Here is a 17672-nt window from a genome sequence, read left to right as displayed (position 1 = left end):
CGACACACGCCGTGACACGCACGGGGCTCCGTAGAGTGTGCTCATGCGCGATCTCGACGACCACGACCTGGCATCCCACCTCGCCACCGGCATCGGGGACATCGTCCGGGGCACCCGCGCGGGCGGCCTGCTGCACGGACGTTCGCTCGCGCGTGTGGCGAACGACGTCGCCGAGGACTGGACCGGCGAGGTACTCGCCGTGCACCGACCGGACGACGGGATCCTCTCGGAGGGGGTCGCCGACGATCGCAGCCGCCTCGCCAAGTCACGGGTGTGGATCATCGACGTGATCGACGGCACCAAGGAGTTCTCCACCGGCCGGTCGGACTGGTCGGTCCACGTCGCGCTCGTCGTCGACGGCCGGCCCACCGTCGCCGCCGTCGGACTCCCCGACGCCGGCCGGGTGTTCCGCTCGGACCAGGTCGACCACGTCGACGGCCCGAGCTCGGGGACCATGGTCATCAGTCGCAACAACCCGCCCGCCGGGATCCACGAGGTCGCCGACGAGCTCGGGCTACACGTGCGGCCGATGGGGTCGGCCGGCGCCAAGATGCTCTCCGTCCTGCTCGGCGACGCCGACCTCTATCTCCATGCCGGCGGCCAGAACGAGTGGGACCAGGCGGCGCCCGTCGGCGTGGCGCTCGCCGCCGGGCTACACGCCTCCCGGATCGACGGGTCGCCTCTCGAGTTCAACAAGTCCGACACCTACTCCCCCGACATCCTGGTGTGCCGCCCCGATCTCACCGAGAAGGTGCTCGCCGTGACGGCGGGGCACCCGGTCTGGACCGCGTGACCGGACCGCCTGAGTAGACTTGAGCGCCATGACCGTCCCCACCCCGTACGAGGACCTGCTGCGGTTGGTCCTGGAGCAGGGCACCCCCAAGGCGGATCGCACCGGCACGGGCACGCGGAGCCTGTTCGGCCACCAGCTGCGCTACGACCTGGCGCAGGGGTTTCCGCTGATCACCACCAAGCGCGTGCACTTCAAGTCCGTGGCGTACGAGCTGCTGTGGTTCCTGCGTGGCGACTCCAACGTCGGGTGGTTGCGCGAGAACGGTGTGACGATCTGGGACGAGTGGGCGGACGCCGACGGTGAGCTGGGGCCCGTCTACGGGGTGCAGTGGCGCTCGTGGCCGACCCCCGACGGCGCCCACATCGACCAGATCGCCGCGGCCGTCGAGTTGCTGAGGACCGACCCGGACTCGCGGCGCAACATCGTCTCCGCGTGGAACGTCAGCGAGTTGTCGGACATGGCCCTGCCGCCCTGCCACCTGCTGTTCCAGTTCTACGTGGCCGACGGCAAGCTCAGCTGTCAGCTGTACCAGCGCAGCGCCGACCTCTTCCTGGGCGTGCCGTTCAACATCGCCTCCTATTCCCTGCTCACCCACATGGTGGCGCAGCAGGTGGGGCTCGAGGTGGGCGAGTTCGTCTGGACCGGCGGCGACTGCCACATCTACGACAACCACGTCGAGCAGGTCCGCACACAGCTCTCGCGGGAGCCGTACCCGTACCCCGAGCTGCGGCTGAACCGCGCCAAGTCGGTCTTCGACTACACCTTCGAGGACTTCGAGGTCATCGGCTACGAGCACCACCCGGGCATCAAGGCCCCGGTCGCGGTCTGATCCGGCGGACGGCTGCGGTGACCGTGCGGATGGTGTGGGCGCAGGCCCGCGGCGGGGTGATCGGTGACGGCCGCGACATGCCGTGGCACATCCCCGAGGACCTCGCGTTCTTCAAGCAGGCCACCGTCGGGCGTCCCGTGGTGATGGGCCGCGCGACGTGGGAGTCGATCCCGGAGCGGTTCCGCCCCCTGCCCGGCCGTCGCAACGTCGTGTGCACCCGGGACGCCGACTGGTCGGCCGACGGCGCCGAGCGCGCGGGCTCCGTGGAGCACGCCCTGGAGCTCGCGGGCCCGGAGGCCGCGGTGATGGGCGGCGGCCAGATCTACGCCGCGGCGCTGTCCGCCGCGGAGGAGTGTCTGGTCACCGAGATCGACGCCGACGCGCCGGGCACCGTGCTGGCGCCCGAACTGGACGACCCCTGGGAGCTGGCCGAGGTCGGTGAGTGGATCACCGATCCACGGAGTCGGGTGGAAGGGTACGACGACGAGGTACGGCACCGGCACACGGTGTGGCGTCGCCGGAGAATCTCCTAGAACCACTTCCAGGTCTTGGGGATCTTCTCCCCCGCGGCGAGGATCTTGATCTTCGCGCCCGCCATGAACCCGTTGATCTCGATGTCCAGGTGGGGACCGCCGTGGACGTCGTAGCGCCCCTCGTCGATCTTCAGCTCGCTCATGGTCCGGTTGCCGGTGATCGACACCGAGACCCCGGGCGGGAGGAGAATCTTGGCGTTGGCGCCCCACAGGTCCAGTTGGAGGTGGGTACGCGGGCGGTCGACGACGGCCTCTCGGGCGTCGAGGTAGATCTCACCCAGCCAGGACGTCAGTCGGTAGTCGTCCGGCAGCATCCAGCGGCCCTCGCGCTTGAGGGTGTCGAAGACGGAGGTCCTCTTCTGGCTCTCGTCGACGGTGATCGCGCTGCCGGGACGGGTGGCCGGCGGCGCGGAATGCACCGGGCCGACCGGCGCCGGTCGGGCCTGGTGGGCCGGGCCGGGCCGGTCGGCGGGGAGACCGCTCAGCGCCACCTCGAGTTCCGCGGGGCAGGTCGCGGCCCAGATCTTGGCCGCTCGGTCCGAGAACTCGGCGAGCGACAACTCACCTCGCCCCACCATCGCCTCGAGGCGCCGCTGGGCCAGGGTCCGTGGGTCGTTGTCCTGCTCCGGGTGCATGCCCCCAGGTTACTCAGCGCGTGAGGTCCTTCATCATCGAGCGCATGTCGGTGGTCAGTTCGTCGGCGAGGTCCTGCAGGCCACCGGAGATGACCTGCGAGAGGAGATCCGGGTTCTGGGCCTCGATCACGCAGCCGCCGCCGGACTCGCGGATCACCACATTGCACGGGATCATCAGGGCGACGTCCTTGCTCACGTCGAACGCCTTCCCCGCGAACCCGGGATTGCAGGCGCCGAGGATGAGGACACGCTCGATGTCCTTGTCGATCTTGTCCTTCAGGGTGGCCGTGAGGTCGATCTCGTGGAGGATCCCGAACCCACGGTCGGCGAGCGCCGCGCGGGTCGCCTCCACCGCCTCGTCGAACTCCATCTCCGTGAACGTGCCGATTCCGATGTCCATGTCGACTACCTCCGGTGTTGTCGGTTCTGGTCTAGTCGGTGCTGGTCTTGTCGGTTCTGGTCTCCGGTGTCGTCACCCAGCCTGCCACGGCGCCGGCCGATGGTCAGGCGAGCGAGAGGAACAGCTTCTCGAGCTCGGGCAGGTCGACCCCGTCCGCGCCGGCTTCGCCGTCGCGGGTGATGCACTCCTGGATGTTCTCACTGATGATCTTGAACCCCGCACGGTCCAGTGCCTTGGACACCGCCGCGAGTTGGGTGACGATCTCCTTGCACGAGCGTTCCTGCTCGACCATGTCGATCACCGCGTTGAGCTGGCCGCGCGCGCGGCGCAGCCTGTTGAGGACCTGCTGCCTGGGCTCGGACACGGCTTTTGGGGACACGGTTTTTACGGACACAGCTTTGTCGGACACTGCTTTGTCGGACACAGCCCGCTCGGTTGCTGACATCGTCGTCCCTCTCGTGGGTCACTGATGGTCTCGGATGGTGAAGGCGGACTGACGCGAGACCCCCGTGGGTCCACCGGATGTCTCCAGTGTACCCGCGGGGGTATATTTTCGCGAGTGCCGGTTTCTGCCGGCCCAGCTGACGGTCAGTCGTCGTGGACGATAATGCCGCGGACCATGCCCTCGCCGCCGCGCTCCATGATCTCGTAGCCCTCGTTCACCTGGTCGAGGGTGAACCGGTGGGTGATGAGCTCGTCCAGCTTGAGCTGCTTCTCGTCCCACAGGCGCAGGATGTTGGGGATGTCGTGGAAGGCGTTGGCGGAGCCGAAGAGCGAGCCCTTGATGACCTTCTCGTACTGCGAGACGAACAGGCCGGGCAGGGAGATCGACTGGTTGTCGAGGCCGCCCATCGAGGTGAGCACGACGACGCCGCGCTTGCCGACCATGTCGGTCGCGTCGGCGGTGACCTTCGCGTCGGCCACGCCGATGGTGATGATGGCCTTCTCCGCCATCGTGCCCCAGGTCAGGCCCGGCAGCTCGGCCTTGGCCTCGTCGACGTCCGTGTAGACGTGGGTGGCGCCGAACTCCTTGGCCTTGGCCAGCTTCGACTCGTCGGTGTCGATGGCGAGGATGAACCGGGCGCCCGCGTGCTTGGCGCCCTGGATGGCGTTGATGCCGATGCCACCGATGCCGAAGACGACGACGGTGTCGCCGGCCCGGACGTCGGCGGAGTAGACGGCGGAACCCCAGCCGGTGGTGACTCCGCAGCCCACCAGGGCCGCGACCTCGAAGGGGATCCAGTCCTGGACCTTGACCACCGAGTTCATGTTGGCCACGGTGTACTGCGAGAACGTACCCAGGGTGCACATGGCACCGGCGGTCTCGCCGTTGTCCAGCTTGAACGGGTAGCGGCCGTCGGCCATCTCACCGATGGTGCCGTTGAGGCCGCCGTCGCAGAGGTTGGTCATCCCGCGCGCGCAGGCCGAACACTTGCCACAGGCGGGGATGAACGACCCCACCACGTGGTCGCCGGGCTGGACGTGGGTGACGCCGTCACCGACCGCCTCGACGACGCCCGCACCCTCGTGGCCACCGACGATCGGCAGGCGACCCGGCAGGTCACCGCTGGTGATGTGCAGGTCCGAGTGGCAGAGGCCGGCGACCTTCCACTTGACGAGCACCTCGCCGAAGTTGGGTCCGTCGAGCTCGGCCTCGACGATCTCGAACGGCTTGCCGAGCTCTCGGGCGATGGCGGCCTTGGTCTTCATTGAACTCCCTCCGGGCGCGACGGGGTGAAGCCCGCCACTGGAACGTGTTCTAGCAACGTTAGCCCCATGGGTGAAACCTGTGGGGTGGTTACTGGAACGTGTTCCGGTGGGACCTCGCCGCCGCCGTCGTCCCGTCAGTTCAGTGGGCCGGCCCGCCGATCAGGGCTGCGCGTCGCCCTGCTGCGCCTCCGCGTCCTCGACGGCCTTGCGGACCTCGTCCATGTCGAGCCCCTTGATCTGCTCGACCAGGTCGTCCAGCGCCTGCTCCGGGATGGCGCCCGAGTGGCGGAACACCGCGATTCCCTCGCGGAACGCCATGAGCGTCGGGATGGACTGGATCTGCAGCATCGCTCCGAGCTGCTGCTCTGCGTCGGTGTCCACCTTGGCGAAGGTCAGCTCGGGGTTCTTGCCCGAGACCTTCTCGTAGACCGGACCGAACGCCTTGCACGGGCCACACCACTCGGCCCAGAAGTCCACCAGGACGATGTCGTTCTCGGTGACGGTCTTCTCGAACTCGGCGGTCGTGATGTCGACGGTGCTCATACGAATGCCCTCCTAGCGCGGACGGGGCGACTCTCGTCCCGTCTCGTTACGCCGCCAGACTACGGACAGCCCGCGCCGGCGACGACCTTCCGCGACAATCCATACCTCTGGGGGTATGGATGCCGCGCGTAGTCAATGACAACGTCGCCTGACTCGAGTTATTCCCCGCTCCCCCCGGACCTCACGCCTCCCGGGACGCCTCCCGGCGCGGCGGCGAGTCGAGGACCTCGGCGAGGAACTTCTCGAGCTGGTCGAGGAAGACCGCGTTGTCGTCGCCCGCGACCATGTGCCCGGCGTCGGGCACCTCCATCGTGTACGCGTGCGGGAGCAGCTCCCGCAGGTGTCGCACGGACTCGTCGCTGACGATGTCAGACGCCGAGCCCCGGATGAGCAGGGTCGGTTGCGTGATGTGCGGGACGAGCTCCTCGAAGAAGGCGTTGCCGAGTTCCGCGTTGTCGGCCGAGGCGCCACCGGCGAAGCGGGGGTCCCAGTGCCAGTGCCACCGTCCGTCCTCTCGCAGCCGGAGGTTCTTGCGCAGGCCCTCGGGATTCGGCGGCCGCTTGCGCTGCGGCTGGTAGGCGGCGATCGCGTCGGCGGCCTCCTCGAGACTGGCGAACCCGTCGAACCCGGAGCGCATGAACTCCCCGACCCGCTCGACCCCCTTGGCCTCGAGCTTCGGGGTGACGTCCACCAGGACGAGCGCACGGGCGACGTCCTTGCCGGTGCCCAGCGAGAGCATCGCGGTCATCCCGCCGAGGGACGCGCCGACGATCACCGGGCGCCGGGAGGGGAACCGCTCGGCGACGATCGCCTCGAGGTCCGCGGCCAGCCGGTGGATGTCGTAGTCACCCTCCGGATCCCAGTCGCTGTCCCCGTGACCGCGGGCGTCCATCGCGGTGACCCTGTACCCCTCCCCCGACAGCCGGCGGGCGGCGCGGCTCCACGCGTGGCGGGTCTGGGCACCCCCGTGCAGCATGAGGATCTCCTCGACCGGGTCGAGCGAGTCGCCCGTCGGATCCACCGGATCCCACACCTCGCCGACCAGCGTGACACCGCCGTCGCGTTCCACCGTGAACTGCCGCGGTTCGCAGATCGTCTCGGTACTCGACATGTACGGGCCTCCCGGGATGGCGCCCACCCCATCGGTGGAACGTGTTCTCGTGCCGTTCTACCACGCCCGCTCGGCGATCACCCGCGTAGCGAGGTCCTCGGCCATCGCCAGGACCGTGTAGTAGGGGCCGCACCGCGGCAGCGAGGGCAGCGCCGACGCATCGGCCACCCGCAGCCCCTGCACCCCCAGGACACGTCCGGAGTCGTCGAGCACCTCCCCGATCCGCGCGGTGCCGGACAGGTGCTGCGAGGTCGAGACCGTGACGTCCCCGTCCAGGCCCATCCGCTCCGCCACCATCGCGGCGGCCCCGGCGAGGACGGCCGAGTCGTGCGGATCGTCGGGCAGGTGCACGGTCCCGTCGTCGCCGATCCGGCCACGACCGACCGGGTTCATCAGTGCGACCCCGATCCGGTGCGGCGCCGGCCCCAGGCCGGGGATGACGTGGTGCAGGGGGACGGCGTAGGGGCGGATCTCGACCTCGGCCGCCGCGGCCAGCTCCAGCCGGACGACGTGGGAGAGCAGGGGTGGCAGCCCCCCGGGTGTGGCCGGGCCGGGGCTCGGGTACCGGTCCCGACCCGACAGGACGTCCGCGGGCAGGTCCAGCAGCAGCTCCGGATGCTCCTGCACCCCGTGGCCGACCGGGTGTCCGGTGGACGGTCCGATCCCGGACCCCGTCAGCAGGGCGGCCGTCCCGATCGCCCCCGCACACAGCACCACCTGTCGGGCACCGATCTCCTCGTCGTCGTCGAGCACCACGCCGTCACACCGTCCGGCGACGCGCCCGCCCTCCCACCGGAGCGACCGGACCTGCGCCCCGGTGCGCACCCGGGCCCCCGCGCCGGACGGGTCCCAGGCGTCGAACGCGGTCACGCGCCGCGGGCCCCGGCGCGCCTGGCCGATCGCGGACACGCGGCCGGGGAACGCGGCGGCCACCCGCGCGGCGACCGACCCCATCGGCGCCAGGCCGGGTCGGAGGCGCTCGGCGGCGCGGGCCAGTCCCACCGCGTACCGCCGCGGCCAGTCCGGACCCCACTCCGCGAGGTCCGCCGGTCGCGCCGGGGTGCAGTACCCGCCGTTGACCGCTCCGGACCCGCCGAGGGTGCGGCCGCGGGGCAGGTCGAGTCTCGCCTCGCCGAGTGTGGCGCAATGGCGGGCGACGACCTGCGACCCCGGTCCCACGTCGAGCAGGCCCGCGCGCGGCGAGGCGCTCGCGGTGCCGGACTCCACCAGGAGGACGTCGGCACCGGCCTCGGCGAGGCGGCGGGCCATCACGCAGCCGGCCGGGCCCGCGCCGACCACCACCACGTCGGCCCGTGCGCCGCCGCTCACCGCGTGACGCCGTTCACCGCGTGACGTCCGGTCGCAGTGCGTCGAGCGAGCGCGCGGCCCACGCCGAGCGCCACACGCCGAGGCCGTAGGCCAGGTCGTCGAGACGATGGAGCAGGACGTGCCCGAGGGGCTCGTCGATCGGCAGCCGTCCGGGTTCCCGGGCGGTCCACCAGTGCCACAGGCCCTCGGCCACCGCCGCGGCGAGGAGACGGTGGCGCAGGCCGCGGGCCGCGCGGGAACGGGACCCGGCGGTGGCCGCGAGCACCACCGCCGTGACCGGCCAATACGGGCGTAGTAGTGCCTGCGGGAGCTGACGGACCGACGCCCCGGCTCCCCGGGCGACCAACCCGGCGGCCGCGCGACCGTCCCCGGTGAGGCCGCGGGTCCGCCACCACGACCTCCCGATCGCACCGGCCGCGACCAGCGACCCCACCGGCGTGGCGCTCCACACCCCGATCGCCACGGCGAGGGACCACGGTGCGGCCACCGCGGGCGCCACGGCGGCCCCGTGGCGGTCGGCGAGCGGCGCCGCCCCACGCCCGTAGAAGGCGCGCCGGGCCACCACCGCGCCGAGCGAGGTGCGATGCCGGTGCGCCACCCGGGCGGCCGGCTCGTAGCGCAGATGGCTCCCCGCGGCATCGGTGCGCCAGCACAGGTCCACGTCCTCGGCGACGCGCATGCGTTCGTCGAACGGGCCGATTCCCCCGCCCTCGGGAGGGGGCGGCAACCGGTCGGGTCGCACCGCGAGCGCCGCGCTGGGGACGTACGCCACCCGTGTGCGGGGTCGGACCCTCGCAGGCTCGGGCCCCATGTCCAACGCGGAGCGGGCCGTCTCGTACCCGCGTACCCAGAACCGCCCCGGTTCGGCGGCCACGATGCGGGGCGCGACCGCGGCGACCCGGGGGTCGTCGAGGCGGGCGAGCAGGACGTCGAGCCACCCGGGCAGCGGGATCACATCGGCGTCGAGGTAGACCACCACCTGCGCCCCGGCCCCGACGGCCGCGGCGGTGCCCGCGTTGCGGGCGGCGGCGGGTCCCCGCGACTCGTCGTGGCGGAGGATTGTGGTGGGAGCCGGGGTGGCGGAGGTGGTCAGGGGCGGCGTGGAGCCGTCGTCGACGACGACGAGGTGCAGTCCGCGGGCGAGTTCCGGCTCGAGCGCCGTCGAGAGCGCGGCGACCCCGGCGGCGTCGTCACGGACGGGGACCACCACCGCGACGGCCGCCAGCGGACGGGTGCCCGTCGCGGTGCCGGCGGGGTGGGCCATCCCCCGGTCGGTGAGGGCACGCGCGAGGGCCGCACCCGCGGGGGTGTCGGTGGCGACCGTCTCGCCGCCGTCCAGGAGAGCCGACACGGCCGGCGACGGCGTGATCAGGGTGACCGGGTCGCCACCCAGCACCCGCACGACGTCGCCACGGCGCAGCACCCGGGTACGACGGTCGAGCAGAACGTGGGGGACCTCGGTCATCGCAGCATCCCGTCCTCCCCCGGCCGCCAGCGTCCGAGCCGGCCACGGGCGTCGGCGAGCAGCGCCTCCCACAGGCGCCGGCCCTCGTCGACGGAGGCGGTGGTGGGGTCGCCCAGCACCCCGTTCGGGCTCACCGCCGCGACGCCACCCTCGCGGAGGGCGGGCAGGATCCGCGGCAACGGTTCGACACAACCGGGCGCGGCGAGGTCGACCCGCACGAGGTCGGGGTGCAGATGCAGCAGGAGCGAGGTCTCGGCGTGACCGGCGTGGGTGTCCGTGGGGTCCTCGCTGGTGCGGCAGGGCAGCCAGGCGGCGTCGCGGCCCTCGTAGCGGAGTCGGGGTACCGCGCGGCGCAGTGCGTCGATGTTGCCTCCGTGCCCGTTGACCACGACGAGCCGGTCCGCCCAGGCGCTCACCGACCGGCCGAGCTCGATGATCGTCCCGGCGAGGGCCTCGGTGCCGATCGACACGGTCCAGTCAAACGCCTGGTGCTCCCCGCTCGCACCGTAGGCGAGGGCGGGGAGCACACGGACGTCACCGGGGGCGAGGGCGCGGGCGGTCGCGGTGGCCAGGAGGGTGTCCGTCTCCGGCGGCAGGTGCGGGCCGTGCTGCTCGGTCGCCCCGAGAGGCAGCACCGCGAGCACTCCCGCACCGGCCCGGCCGGTCGCGCCGATCGCGCCCGTCACGTCGGGTCAGACCTTGATCGCGCCCATGTCGACGGTGAAGGTCGAGGCGGTGATGGTCCGCGAGGCGTCCGAGGCGAGGAACATCACCGAGTCCGAGATGTCGTCGGTGGTGGCCATGCCCATCCCCAGGATCGGCGTGAAGTGCGGCAGGAACTGCGGCATGGTGTTGAACACCTCGAGCGCGTCGGGGTCCTCCGCGCCCATCGGCGTCTGGACACCGTAGGGGTGGATCGTGTTGACCCGGATGCCGTGCTCGCCGAGCTCCTTCGCCGCGGTCTGGGCCAGGCCCACCACGCCGTACTTGGACGCCGAGTAGGGCGACTGCACCGGCATGGCCTTGAGACCGGCCACCGAGCTCACCAGGATGATCGATCCGCCGTTGCCGGCGGAGAGCATGTGCGGGATCGCCGCACGCAGCGTCTTCCAGTACCCCGTGAGGTTGATGTCGAGGGTGTCCTGCCACTGCTGCTCGTCGAGCTCCCAGACCTTGCCCCAGTTGCAGATGCCCGCGTTGGCGATCACCACGTCCAGGCGGCCACCGAAGCGCTCCACGCCGCGGGCCACGAGGGCCTGCTGGAACGCCAGGTCGCGGACGTCACCGACCTCGGCGAGGATCTCCCCTCCCTCGGCCTCCACGCGCTCGATGGTGGTGGCCAGGTCGTCCTCGGTGGCGGCCCGGTACTTCACGTACTCGGACGGCGAGTCACACAGGTCCAGGCCGATGATCCTGGCGCCCTCGCGCGCGAAGCGGATCGCGTGCTTGCGGCCCTGGCCGCGGGCCACACCGGTGATGTAGACGACCTTGCCGTCGAAATCTCCCATTACAGGGGGTGTCCTTCTCTTCCGTGGTGGTGGGTCAGACGCCGAGACGTCGCATGAAGTCGTCGGGGATGACGTAGTCGTCGCGGTTCAGCTCGGAGATCGAGGACTTGCTCAGCCCGATGAGGCTCGAGTCGAGTCCGGAACGCATGATGTCGAGGACGTTCTCCACTCCCGCCTGGCCGTTGGCCCCGAGCCCCCACAGGTACGCGCGACCGATCATCACGGCCCGGGCACCGAGCGCGAGTGCCTTGGCCACGTCCGAACCGCGACGGATGCCGCCGTCGAGCAGGACCTCCACCTGATCGCCCACCTCGTCGGCGATCGGCGCGAGGCACCGGATGGACGCCGGGGTGGCGTCGAGGTTGTTGCCGCCGTGGTTGGAGACGGAGATCGCGGTGACCCCGGCGTCGACGGCCCGCTTGGCGTCGTCGACCCGGGTGATGCCCTTGAGCATGACCGGTCCGTCGTAGTTCTCCACGACCCAGGCGATGTCCTCCCACGTGGCCGGCGGGGTGCCCATCCACTCGCCGTAGGCACCGAAGAACGTCGGGCCCATCTCGCCCTTGCCCACCAGGTTGGGGGTCGTCAGATCGGGGAACCGCTTGTTGACCACCACGTCGCGGGCCCACTCGGCGGCCCAGCGGGGACGCACGGCGATCTGCGGGGCGAGGGTGATCATGGCCCTGGCGTCGAGCTTCTCCGGGATGGCCGGGCTGCCCCAGTCACGGCCCATCGAGAACGACCAGTCGGTGGTGAGGATGACCCCCGCCGCCCCGGCGGCCTTGGCGCGCTCCAGCCGCTCCAGCACCTTCTCCTTGCCGCCGAGCCAGTACACCTGGAAGAAGGTCTGCGGGTTGGCCGCGATGACCTCCTCGATCGGCTTGGACGCGAACGAGCTCAGTCCCATCGCGGTGCCGCGGGCGGCCGCGGCACGGGCCACATCCACCTCGCCGTCCGGCGTGACGGCCTGGACACCGGTCGGCGAGATCATCACCGGCAGGCTGATGGGCTGGCCCATCACCGTGGTGGCCATGTCGCGGTCCTGCTTGGCGCCGATCACGTGGGGCTTGGGCTCGAGCTCGGTGAAGGCGTCCATGTTGTCGCGGATGGTCACCCCCGCCTCGCTGCCGCCGACGAGCGCCATGTACACGCTCTTCGGCAGCTTCTTCTTCGCGCGGCGCTGGGCCTCCGCGACAGACTCGAACCACGGGTTCTGGCGCCAGGGGTTGGCCTCGGCGATCTTCGACAGGCGGGACACGGTGGTGGCTGCTCCTTCTAGGGGGTTCGTCCGGGCTAGCGGGGTTGGTCCGGGCCAGCGGGGTTCGTCCGGGCGTGCCGGCTCAGATCGGGGACTCGTCGCACAGGCTGGTGGGCCTGCGCGGCGGTGTCGTGACGAGGGTCAGCGGCACCGGGCCGGTGGGCTGCTTACGCGCCGCGAGCCCCATGGGCCGCGTGTGGTCCTGCGAGGGGTCGGGGATGCTGCGCTCAGCCGCGAGCAATCCCTCTCCGTAACCCTGGACGCACTCGGGGTCCGGGCCGTCCATCGGCAGCCCGGTGAAGAACTTGGCCGCCATGCAGCCACCCCGGCAACTGTCGTAGAAGTCGCAGGACGCACACGCCCCGGCCGACTGCGGCTCACGCAGCTCACGGAACAACTCCGAGGTCTGCCACACCGTCTCGAAGCCGCCGTCGGCGACGACGTTGCCGGCGAGGAACTCCTCGTGGATGGCGAACGGACAGGCGTAGACGTCGCCGATCGGGTCGATCAGGCACACCACACGGCCGGCGCCGCACAGGTTGAGCCCGGGTAGCGAGCCCTGCGCCTGTCCTTCACCGAAGGGGGTCAGGTGGAAGAAGCTGTCGCCGGTAAGCACATCGGAGCCGTTCGCGACCAGCCAGTCGTACAGGTCCTTCTGCTGCTCGGGCAGTGGATGCAGGTCGTCCCACACGTCGGCGCCGCGGCCCGACGGACGCAGGCGCGTGATGCGCAGGGTCGCGTCGTACTTGTCGGCCAGCGCCTTGAACTCGTCCAGCTGGGTGACGTTCTCGCGCGTCACCACCACCGAGATCTTGGCGTCGGTGAAGCCGGCGTCCTTGAGGTTCTGTAGCGCCCGGCAGGCCATGTCGAAGGACCCCGGGCCGCGGACCGCGTCGTTGACCTCCGCTGTCGCACCGTCGATGGAGATCTGGACGTCCACGTAGTCGCTCGCGGCCAGGCGCCTGGCGACCTTCTCGTCGATACGGACACCGTTGGTGGAGAACTTCACGCCCACCTGGTGGCTGGTGGCGTAGTCGACCAGCTCCCAGAAATCGGAGCGGACCGTCGGCTCGCCACCGCCGATGTTGACGTAGAAGACCTGCATCTTCTGCAGCTCGTCGATGATCGCCTTGCACTGCTCGGTGCTGAGCTCGCGCGGGTCACGGCGACCGGAGGAGCTCAGGCAGTGCACGCAGGCGAGGTTGCAGGCGTAGGTGAGTTCCCAGGTCAGGCAGATCGGCGCGTCGAGCCCGCGTTCGAACTGGTCGACGAGGCGGCCGACGGGTGCCGGGGCAGTGGTGGTGGTCGCGGTGGACGCCGTTGCGGGACGGTCGAGCATGCTGGTCATGAGGTCTCCTCGATCATGCGCGAGGCGGCGAGCTGGCCGAGCGCGTGCAGGTACAGCCGCGCTGTCGCCGGATCATCGATCGACACCCCGGCGGCGGCACAGGCGGCGCGCGCGGTGGGGTGGTCGGCGAGGGTGCTGACCACCTCGACGATGGTCGGCGACTTGAGGAAGCTGAGCTTGCGGGTGTGGAAGTGGTAGAGCAGTGCCCCGAACGGCTCGGGCCGGAGCGCCACGCCGGGGTGCAGGCGCCAGCCGGCGTCGAGGTCGAATTCCGCCGGGGCGGCTGACTGCTCGGCGTCGGCCGGCGCTGCTGCGGAGGTCATCTCAGTAGACCCCACACATGCCGTCGATGGAGACCTCCTCGATGAGGGCCTCCTCCAGCACGACCTCGGTGTTCTGCGTGTTCTCCATGACGTGTCCTTTCGTCTGGCACTCCAGCGACATCCCACCGGTTTCCGGTGAGATCTGCATCATATTGGCACTTAGTGCCAGTGGCAAGGGTCACTCATCTAGGCTCTCGTGTCATGGGAATGCCGGAAATGCCCGGAACCGGGACACGGCCCCCGGGACGTCGGCCGTCGACCACGCGCGCCTCCATCGTCGACGTGGCCCTCGACCTGTTCGCCCGGCAGGGCTACGACGCGACCAGCGTCGACCAGATCGCCGAGGCCGCGCACATCTCCCGCCGCACCCTGTTCCGCTACTTCCCCGGCAAGGCCGCCATCGCCTGGGGCGAGTTCGACGAGCAGATCGACCTCATGCTGGAGTACCTCGCCGACGTGCCCGAGCAGACGCCACTGCGCGACGCCCTCGCCGACGCACTGATCGCGTTCAACACGTTCCCGCGCGAGCAGACGGAAGCGCACCGACTACGGATGCGCCTCCTGCTCGGCGTGGAGGAACTGCAGGCGCACTCGACCCTCGTGTACGCCGACTGGCGCCGGGCCGTGGCCGGGTTCGTCGCCGCCAGGCTCGGCCAGACGGTGGACGATCTCGTGCCCGCCGCGACCGCGCACGCGGCGCTGGGGATCGCACTGTCCGCCTACCGACTGTGGGTGGCCGAGCCCGGAGCCGACCAGGATCGCCTCCACGAGCTCCTGCGTCACGGGACGCAGATCCTCGCCTGAGCGGACGCGTTCGAGCCCGGTGGGCGACCGCAGCGAACTTACCGGCGGGTAACCTCGTCGTCGTGACCCACTCCGACACCTCCCCCACCCACCACGCCGACACCTCCACCTACCGGCTGTGGAAGACCGCCACCCGGCTGCCGTTCGGCTCCCGCCTGTTCAGCGCGGCGGTGAGCCTCAAGGCCCCGTACTTCCGCACCGCGTACCCGCACGTCGTCGAACTCCGACCGGGCCGCTGCGTCGTCCGTGGACCCGGCTGGTGGGGCAACCGCAACCACATCGGCACCTTCCACGTGATCGCGGCGTGCAACCTCGCCGAGATGGCCATGGGCATGCTCGCCGAGGCCACGGTTCCCACCACCCACCGGTGGATCCCCGTGGGGATGAACCTGCGGTACCCGGCCATGTCGACCGGCGGCATGACCGTCACCGCCGAGTGGACGGACCTGCCGGACTTCTCGACCTTCACCAGCGGACAGGACGTCGAGGTCCCGCTGACGTTCGTCGACGACGCCGGGGTCGAGCCCATCACCGGCTCGATCACCATCCGCGTCTCGCCCGGGAAGAAGCGCTGAGACGGTACCGGCTCCCCCGTCGGCGGGCTCGTCGGCGGGCTGACCGGCGCGCTAATCGCGGGTGCGGGCGTCGAAGGCCTTGATCGCGATCGGGGCGATCACCACCGTCAGCCCGACGATCCACAGCAGTGACGCCAGCACCGGGTGCTGCAGCGGGAGGGCGGCGTCCGGACCGACGGCCGGCGCGTTGCCCCAGAGTTCCCGCATCGCCTGCACCACCGAGGAGAGCGGGTTCCACTCCGCGATCGCCCGCAACCACACGGGCATCGACTCCGGCGGGGCGAAGGTGTTGGCGACGAACGTGATGGGGAACGTCGTGGTGAACATGACGCCGTTCACCGCCTCGATCGTCTTGAGCCTCGAACCCACCACGATGCCGATCCAGATCATGACGAAGCCGAAGCCCAGCAGGATGAGGTATCCGAGCAGCGCGTCGATGATCCCGCTGCGGATCCGCCACCCCACGATCAGGCCGGTCAACGACATGACCACCACGCCGATCGAGGAGTGGATGAGACTGGACGCGCTGCGCGCGATGAGGATCGACGACCGCCTGATGGGCAGCGTCCGGAAGCGGTCGATGATCCCCTTGTTGAGGTCGTTGCACAGTCCGGAGGCCACGACGAACGACGAGAACGCCATGGTCTGCGCCATGATCCCCGGCAGCAGCCACTCGCGGTAGTTCCCGCTCCCCGCCACGGCGATCGCACCGCCGAAGACGAACGCGAACAGCAGGACGAACATCACCGGCTGGATGGTGACGTCGGCGAGGTTCTCCGGCTGGCGCCGGATGTGGAAGAGGTTGCGGCGCACCAACGCGGAGATCTGCCGGCCGAACGAGGGCCCGTCGGGGCGGACCGGCACTGAGAAGCGTTCCCGCTCCGGGGAGGTGGTGGCGGGGTCGGCGACAGTGCTCATACCCGAGACTCCTGATCGGTCGTGTCGGTCTGCGGGTCCTCCGCCTTGCGGCCCGTGAGGGAGAGGAATACGTCGTCGAGACTCGGCCGTTGCAGGCCGATGTCGTCGAGTTCGATACCCGCCTCGGTGAAGTCCGCCGCGATCGCGGCCAGGGCCGAGACCCCCTCCGACGGCGCGGTGAGACGGCGCGCGTCCCGGTCGACGTGCAGATCCTCGATGCGCCCCGCGAGGACGCGGGCGGCCTCGTCCACGTCGTCCGGTCGGGACACCGTGACCACCAGGCTCGCCGCGCCGGAACGGTCCTTGAGTTGCAGCGGTGTCCCGTCGGCGATGACGCTGCCGTGGTCGATGACGATGACCCGGTCGGCCAGTTGGTCTGCTTCGTCGAGGTACTGGGTGGTCAGCAGCAACGTCGTGCCGTCCCGCACCAGACCCCGCAGGACGTCCCACAGTTCGTTGCGCGACCGCGGGTCGAGCCCCGTGGTCGGCTCGTCCAAAAACAACACGGGCGGCGCGGCGACGAGGCTCGCCGCGAGATCGAGCCGACGCCGCATTCCGCCGGAGTAGCTCTTCGCGACCCTGGTGGCGGCATCGGTCAGGGAGAACTTCTCGAGCAGTTCGTCCGCGCGCGCCTTGACCGCCCTCTTGGGCAGGCCGTAGAGGTCGCCGATGAGGCGGAGGTTCTCGCGCCCGGTGAGCAACTCGTCCACCGTCGCCGACTGCGCCGTCAGCCCCATGGCCTTGCGGACCTGTGCCGGCTCACGCAGCACATCGTGCCCCGCGACCCGGGCGGTTCCCGAGGTCGGCGGGCTCAGCGTGGTCATCATCCGGATGGTGGTCGTCTTGCCGGAGCCGTTGGGACCGAGCAGCCCGAGGACGGTTCCGGTGGGGACCGCGAACGAGATGTCGTCCACGGCGGTGAAATCACCGAAGCGCTTCACGAGGTGTTCTGCTTCTATCGCCGGCGCGGAAGAGGATCGGGTGCTCACCTAGAAAGGGTGTCCCCCGCCCGCGTCCCAGTCAACACTCACCGCTCGCTTTGCGGACAGTTCCTGTCAGCAATGGGCTCCGGCGGCCGCGGAGCGGATGCCGACGGACGCCCACCGACCTACCGTGGGGAGTATGCCGCGCATCACAGTGACCTCCGTCCACGTCGATGACCAGACCCGCGCACTGGCTTTCTACACCGAGGTCCTGGGCTTCGTGATCAAGCACGATCTCCCGGCCGGGGACTTCCGCTGGCTGACGGTGGTGGACCCGGGCGACCCGGGTGGCACGCAGCTGCTGCTCGAGCCCGACCAGCACCCCGCGGCACGCGCGTACGCCACCGCCCTGCACGCCGACGGCATCCCGGCCGCGCAGTTCGAGGTGGACGACATCCACCGGGTGCACGACGAACTCCGCGAGCGGGGCGCCCGGATCGTGCAGCCCCCCACCGAGATGGGCCCGGTGTGGGCACTGGTCCTCGACGACACCTGCGGCAACCTGATCCAGCTGGTCACCGCCCCCGAGATGTGAGAGTCGTTCCCGTATGGTCCCGCCGGGGGCGCCCGGCGTATCGTGGGGAGGTTGCCAGCGCGATCGTCGCCG

At 70.6% G+C, this 17672-nt stretch carries 22 protein-coding genes; 6 read left to right on the top strand and 16 right to left on the bottom strand.

The annotated features are described in order from the left end of the window. Positions 1-43: 43 nt before the first annotated feature. Genes J1M64_RS17025 through J1M64_RS17015 form a run of 3 tightly spaced genes read left to right on the top strand, consistent with a single transcriptional unit; the run spans position 44 to position 2155 of the window. Complete coding sequence (locus J1M64_RS17025) at positions 44-793, top strand: 3'(2'),5'-bisphosphate nucleotidase CysQ (RefSeq protein WP_206474909.1); 750 nt, start codon at positions 44-46, stop codon at positions 791-793. Positions 794-821: 28 nt separating this feature from the next. Next, positions 822-1622 (top strand): thymidylate synthase, encoded by an 801-nt coding sequence (locus tag J1M64_RS17020; protein WP_069388604.1) that lies wholly within the window; start codon positions 822-824, stop codon positions 1620-1622. 17 nt (positions 1623-1639) lie between these two features. Continuing rightward, complete coding sequence (locus J1M64_RS17015; protein WP_206474908.1) at positions 1640-2155, top strand: dihydrofolate reductase; 516 nt, start codon at positions 1640-1642, stop codon at positions 2153-2155. On the opposite strand, the gene J1M64_RS17010 is transcribed toward J1M64_RS17015, so the two are convergent. From J1M64_RS17010 to mftA, 14 genes are all read right to left on the bottom strand, one after another. Then, a complete protein-coding gene (locus tag J1M64_RS17010; protein WP_206474907.1) occupies positions 2152-2790 on the bottom strand; it encodes a DUF1707 domain-containing protein in 639 nt (212 codons plus the stop codon). The two genes, J1M64_RS17015 and J1M64_RS17010, sit on opposite strands and share 4 nt — an antisense overlap. 13 nt (positions 2791-2803) lie before the next feature. After that, positions 2804-3190: a DUF302 domain-containing protein gene (locus J1M64_RS17005; RefSeq protein WP_206474906.1), complete on the bottom strand. Its 387-nt coding sequence runs from the start codon at positions 3188-3190 to the stop codon at positions 2804-2806. Positions 3191-3293: 103 nt separating this feature from the next. Further along, positions 3294-3554, bottom strand: coding sequence for a metal-sensitive transcriptional regulator (locus J1M64_RS17000; RefSeq protein ID WP_069388607.1), 261 nt, complete (start codon positions 3552-3554; stop codon positions 3294-3296). Positions 3555-3778: 224 nt separating this feature from the next. After that, positions 3779-4900, bottom strand: coding sequence for an NDMA-dependent alcohol dehydrogenase (locus tag J1M64_RS16995; RefSeq protein ID WP_119193304.1), 1122 nt, complete (start codon positions 4898-4900; stop codon positions 3779-3781). Between the two features lie 159 nt (positions 4901-5059). Continuing rightward, positions 5060-5443 (bottom strand): thioredoxin, encoded by a 384-nt coding sequence (gene trxA / locus J1M64_RS16990; RefSeq protein ID WP_119193303.1) that lies wholly within the window; start codon positions 5441-5443, stop codon positions 5060-5062. A gap of 181 nt (positions 5444-5624) precedes the next feature. Then, positions 5625-6554: an alpha/beta fold hydrolase gene (locus J1M64_RS16985; RefSeq protein WP_206474905.1), complete on the bottom strand. Its 930-nt coding sequence runs from the start codon at positions 6552-6554 to the stop codon at positions 5625-5627. 57 nt (positions 6555-6611) lie between these two features. Continuing rightward, complete coding sequence (mftG, locus tag J1M64_RS16980; protein WP_307872473.1) at positions 6612-7883, bottom strand: mycofactocin system GMC family oxidoreductase MftG; 1272 nt, start codon at positions 7881-7883, stop codon at positions 6612-6614. Between the two features lie 13 nt (positions 7884-7896). After that, a complete protein-coding gene (mftF, locus tag J1M64_RS16975; RefSeq protein ID WP_206474904.1) occupies positions 7897-9348 on the bottom strand; it encodes a mycofactocin biosynthesis glycosyltransferase MftF in 1452 nt (483 codons plus the stop codon). Continuing rightward, on the bottom strand, positions 9345-10034 hold the full coding sequence (mftE, locus tag J1M64_RS16970) for a mycofactocin biosynthesis peptidyl-dipeptidase MftE (protein WP_206474903.1): 690 nt from the start codon (positions 10032-10034) through the stop codon (positions 9345-9347). Before mftE ends, mftF begins: the two co-directional genes overlap by 4 nt. A 6-nt stretch (positions 10035-10040) precedes the next feature. Further along, positions 10041-10856 carry a mycofactocin-coupled SDR family oxidoreductase gene (locus J1M64_RS16965; protein WP_067716570.1) on the bottom strand — a complete coding sequence of 272 codons (816 nt, stop codon included), beginning with the start codon at positions 10854-10856 and terminating at the stop codon, positions 10041-10043. Positions 10857-10890: 34 nt separating this feature from the next. Then, positions 10891-12114, bottom strand: a complete 1224-nt coding sequence (gene mftD, locus J1M64_RS16960) for a pre-mycofactocin synthase MftD (protein ID WP_095717558.1) — start codon at positions 12112-12114, stop codon at positions 10891-10893. A gap of 82 nt (positions 12115-12196) precedes the next feature. Further along, positions 12197-13462: a mycofactocin radical SAM maturase gene (gene mftC / locus J1M64_RS16955; protein WP_206474902.1), complete on the bottom strand. Its 1266-nt coding sequence runs from the start codon at positions 13460-13462 to the stop codon at positions 12197-12199. Further along, complete coding sequence (mftB, locus tag J1M64_RS16950) at positions 13459-13785, bottom strand: mycofactocin biosynthesis chaperone MftB (protein ID WP_061228320.1); 327 nt, start codon at positions 13783-13785, stop codon at positions 13459-13461. Before mftB ends, mftC begins: the two co-directional genes overlap by 4 nt. 1 nt (position 13786) lies before the next feature. Further along, the gene (mftA, locus tag J1M64_RS16945; protein WP_067716580.1) at positions 13787-13873 is read right to left on the bottom strand and encodes a mycofactocin precursor MftA; all 87 of its coding nucleotides are present in this window, start codon (positions 13871-13873) and stop codon (positions 13787-13789) included. 113 nt (positions 13874-13986) lie between these two features. Between mftA and mftR the strand changes: the two genes are divergently transcribed. Further along, entirely contained in the window at positions 13987-14589 is a 603-nt protein-coding gene (mftR, locus tag J1M64_RS16940; RefSeq protein ID WP_241261665.1) for a mycofactocin system transcriptional regulator, read from the top strand. 62 nt (positions 14590-14651) lie between these two features. Beyond that, a complete protein-coding gene (locus tag J1M64_RS16935; protein WP_206474901.1) occupies positions 14652-15164 on the top strand; it encodes a hotdog fold domain-containing protein in 513 nt (170 codons plus the stop codon). 51 nt (positions 15165-15215) lie between these two features. Here the strand turns inward: J1M64_RS16935 and J1M64_RS16930 are convergent, their stop codons facing one another. After that, positions 15216-16082 carry an ABC transporter permease gene (locus J1M64_RS16930; RefSeq protein WP_206474900.1) on the bottom strand — a complete coding sequence of 289 codons (867 nt, stop codon included), beginning with the start codon at positions 16080-16082 and terminating at the stop codon, positions 15216-15218. Beyond that, on the bottom strand, positions 16079-17071 hold the full coding sequence (locus J1M64_RS16925) for an ATP-binding cassette domain-containing protein (RefSeq protein ID WP_154828429.1): 993 nt from the start codon (positions 17069-17071) through the stop codon (positions 16079-16081). The genes J1M64_RS16930 and J1M64_RS16925 overlap by 4 nt, the downstream gene beginning before the upstream one ends. A 133-nt stretch (positions 17072-17204) precedes the next feature. Here J1M64_RS16925 and J1M64_RS16920 point away from each other — a divergent pair, with 133 nt between their 5' ends. Continuing rightward, complete coding sequence (locus J1M64_RS16920) at positions 17205-17600, top strand: VOC family protein (protein WP_154828431.1); 396 nt, start codon at positions 17205-17207, stop codon at positions 17598-17600. Positions 17601-17672 lie beyond the last annotated feature (72 nt).

Source organism: Dietzia sp. KRD202, assembly GCF_017168155.1.
GTDB lineage: Bacteria > Actinomycetota > Actinomycetes > Mycobacteriales > Mycobacteriaceae > Dietzia > Dietzia kunjamensis.
The sequence above is the reverse complement of the archived record's forward strand: the minus strand, read 5'-3'. Positions and strand labels throughout refer to the sequence as shown.

Bases quoted from the DNA above. Each gene is read 5' to 3' on its own strand.
- J1M64_RS17025 (WP_206474909.1), top strand. From the start codon at position 44: ATGCGCGATCTCGACGACCACGACCTGGCATCCCACCTCGCCACCGGC.
- J1M64_RS17020 (WP_069388604.1), top strand. From the start codon at position 822: ATGACCGTCCCCACCCCGTACGAGGACCTGCTGCGGTTGGTCCTGGAG.
- J1M64_RS17010 (WP_206474907.1), bottom strand. From the start codon at position 2,790: ATGCACCCGGAGCAGGACAACGACCCACGGACCCTGGCCCAGCGGCGC.
- J1M64_RS17005 (WP_206474906.1), bottom strand. From the start codon at position 3,190: ATGGACATCGGAATCGGCACGTTCACGGAGATGGAGTTCGACGAGGCG.
- J1M64_RS16995 (WP_119193304.1), bottom strand. From the start codon at position 4,900: ATGAAGACCAAGGCCGCCATCGCCCGAGAGCTCGGCAAGCCGTTCGAG.
- trxA (WP_119193303.1), bottom strand. From the start codon at position 5,443: ATGAGCACCGTCGACATCACGACCGCCGAGTTCGAGAAGACCGTCACC.
- J1M64_RS16985 (WP_206474905.1), bottom strand. From the start codon at position 6,554: ATGTCGAGTACCGAGACGATCTGCGAACCGCGGCAGTTCACGGTGGAA.
- mftF (WP_206474904.1), bottom strand. From the start codon at position 9,348: ATGACCGAGGTCCCCCACGTTCTGCTCGACCGTCGTACCCGGGTGCTG.
- J1M64_RS16965 (WP_067716570.1), bottom strand. From the start codon at position 10,856: ATGGGAGATTTCGACGGCAAGGTCGTCTACATCACCGGTGTGGCCCGC.
- mftC (WP_206474902.1), bottom strand. From the start codon at position 13,462: ATGACCAGCATGCTCGACCGTCCCGCAACGGCGTCCACCGCGACCACC.
- mftB (WP_061228320.1), bottom strand. From the start codon at position 13,785: ATGACCTCCGCAGCAGCGCCGGCCGACGCCGAGCAGTCAGCCGCCCCG.
- mftA (WP_067716580.1), bottom strand. From the start codon at position 13,873: ATGGAGAACACGCAGAACACCGAGGTCGTGCTGGAGGAGGCCCTCATC.
- mftR (WP_241261665.1), top strand. From the start codon at position 13,987: ATGGGAATGCCGGAAATGCCCGGAACCGGGACACGGCCCCCGGGACGT.
- J1M64_RS16930 (WP_206474900.1), bottom strand. From the start codon at position 16,082: ATGAGCACTGTCGCCGACCCCGCCACCACCTCCCCGGAGCGGGAACGC.
- J1M64_RS16920 (WP_154828431.1), top strand. From the start codon at position 17,205: ATGCCGCGCATCACAGTGACCTCCGTCCACGTCGATGACCAGACCCGC.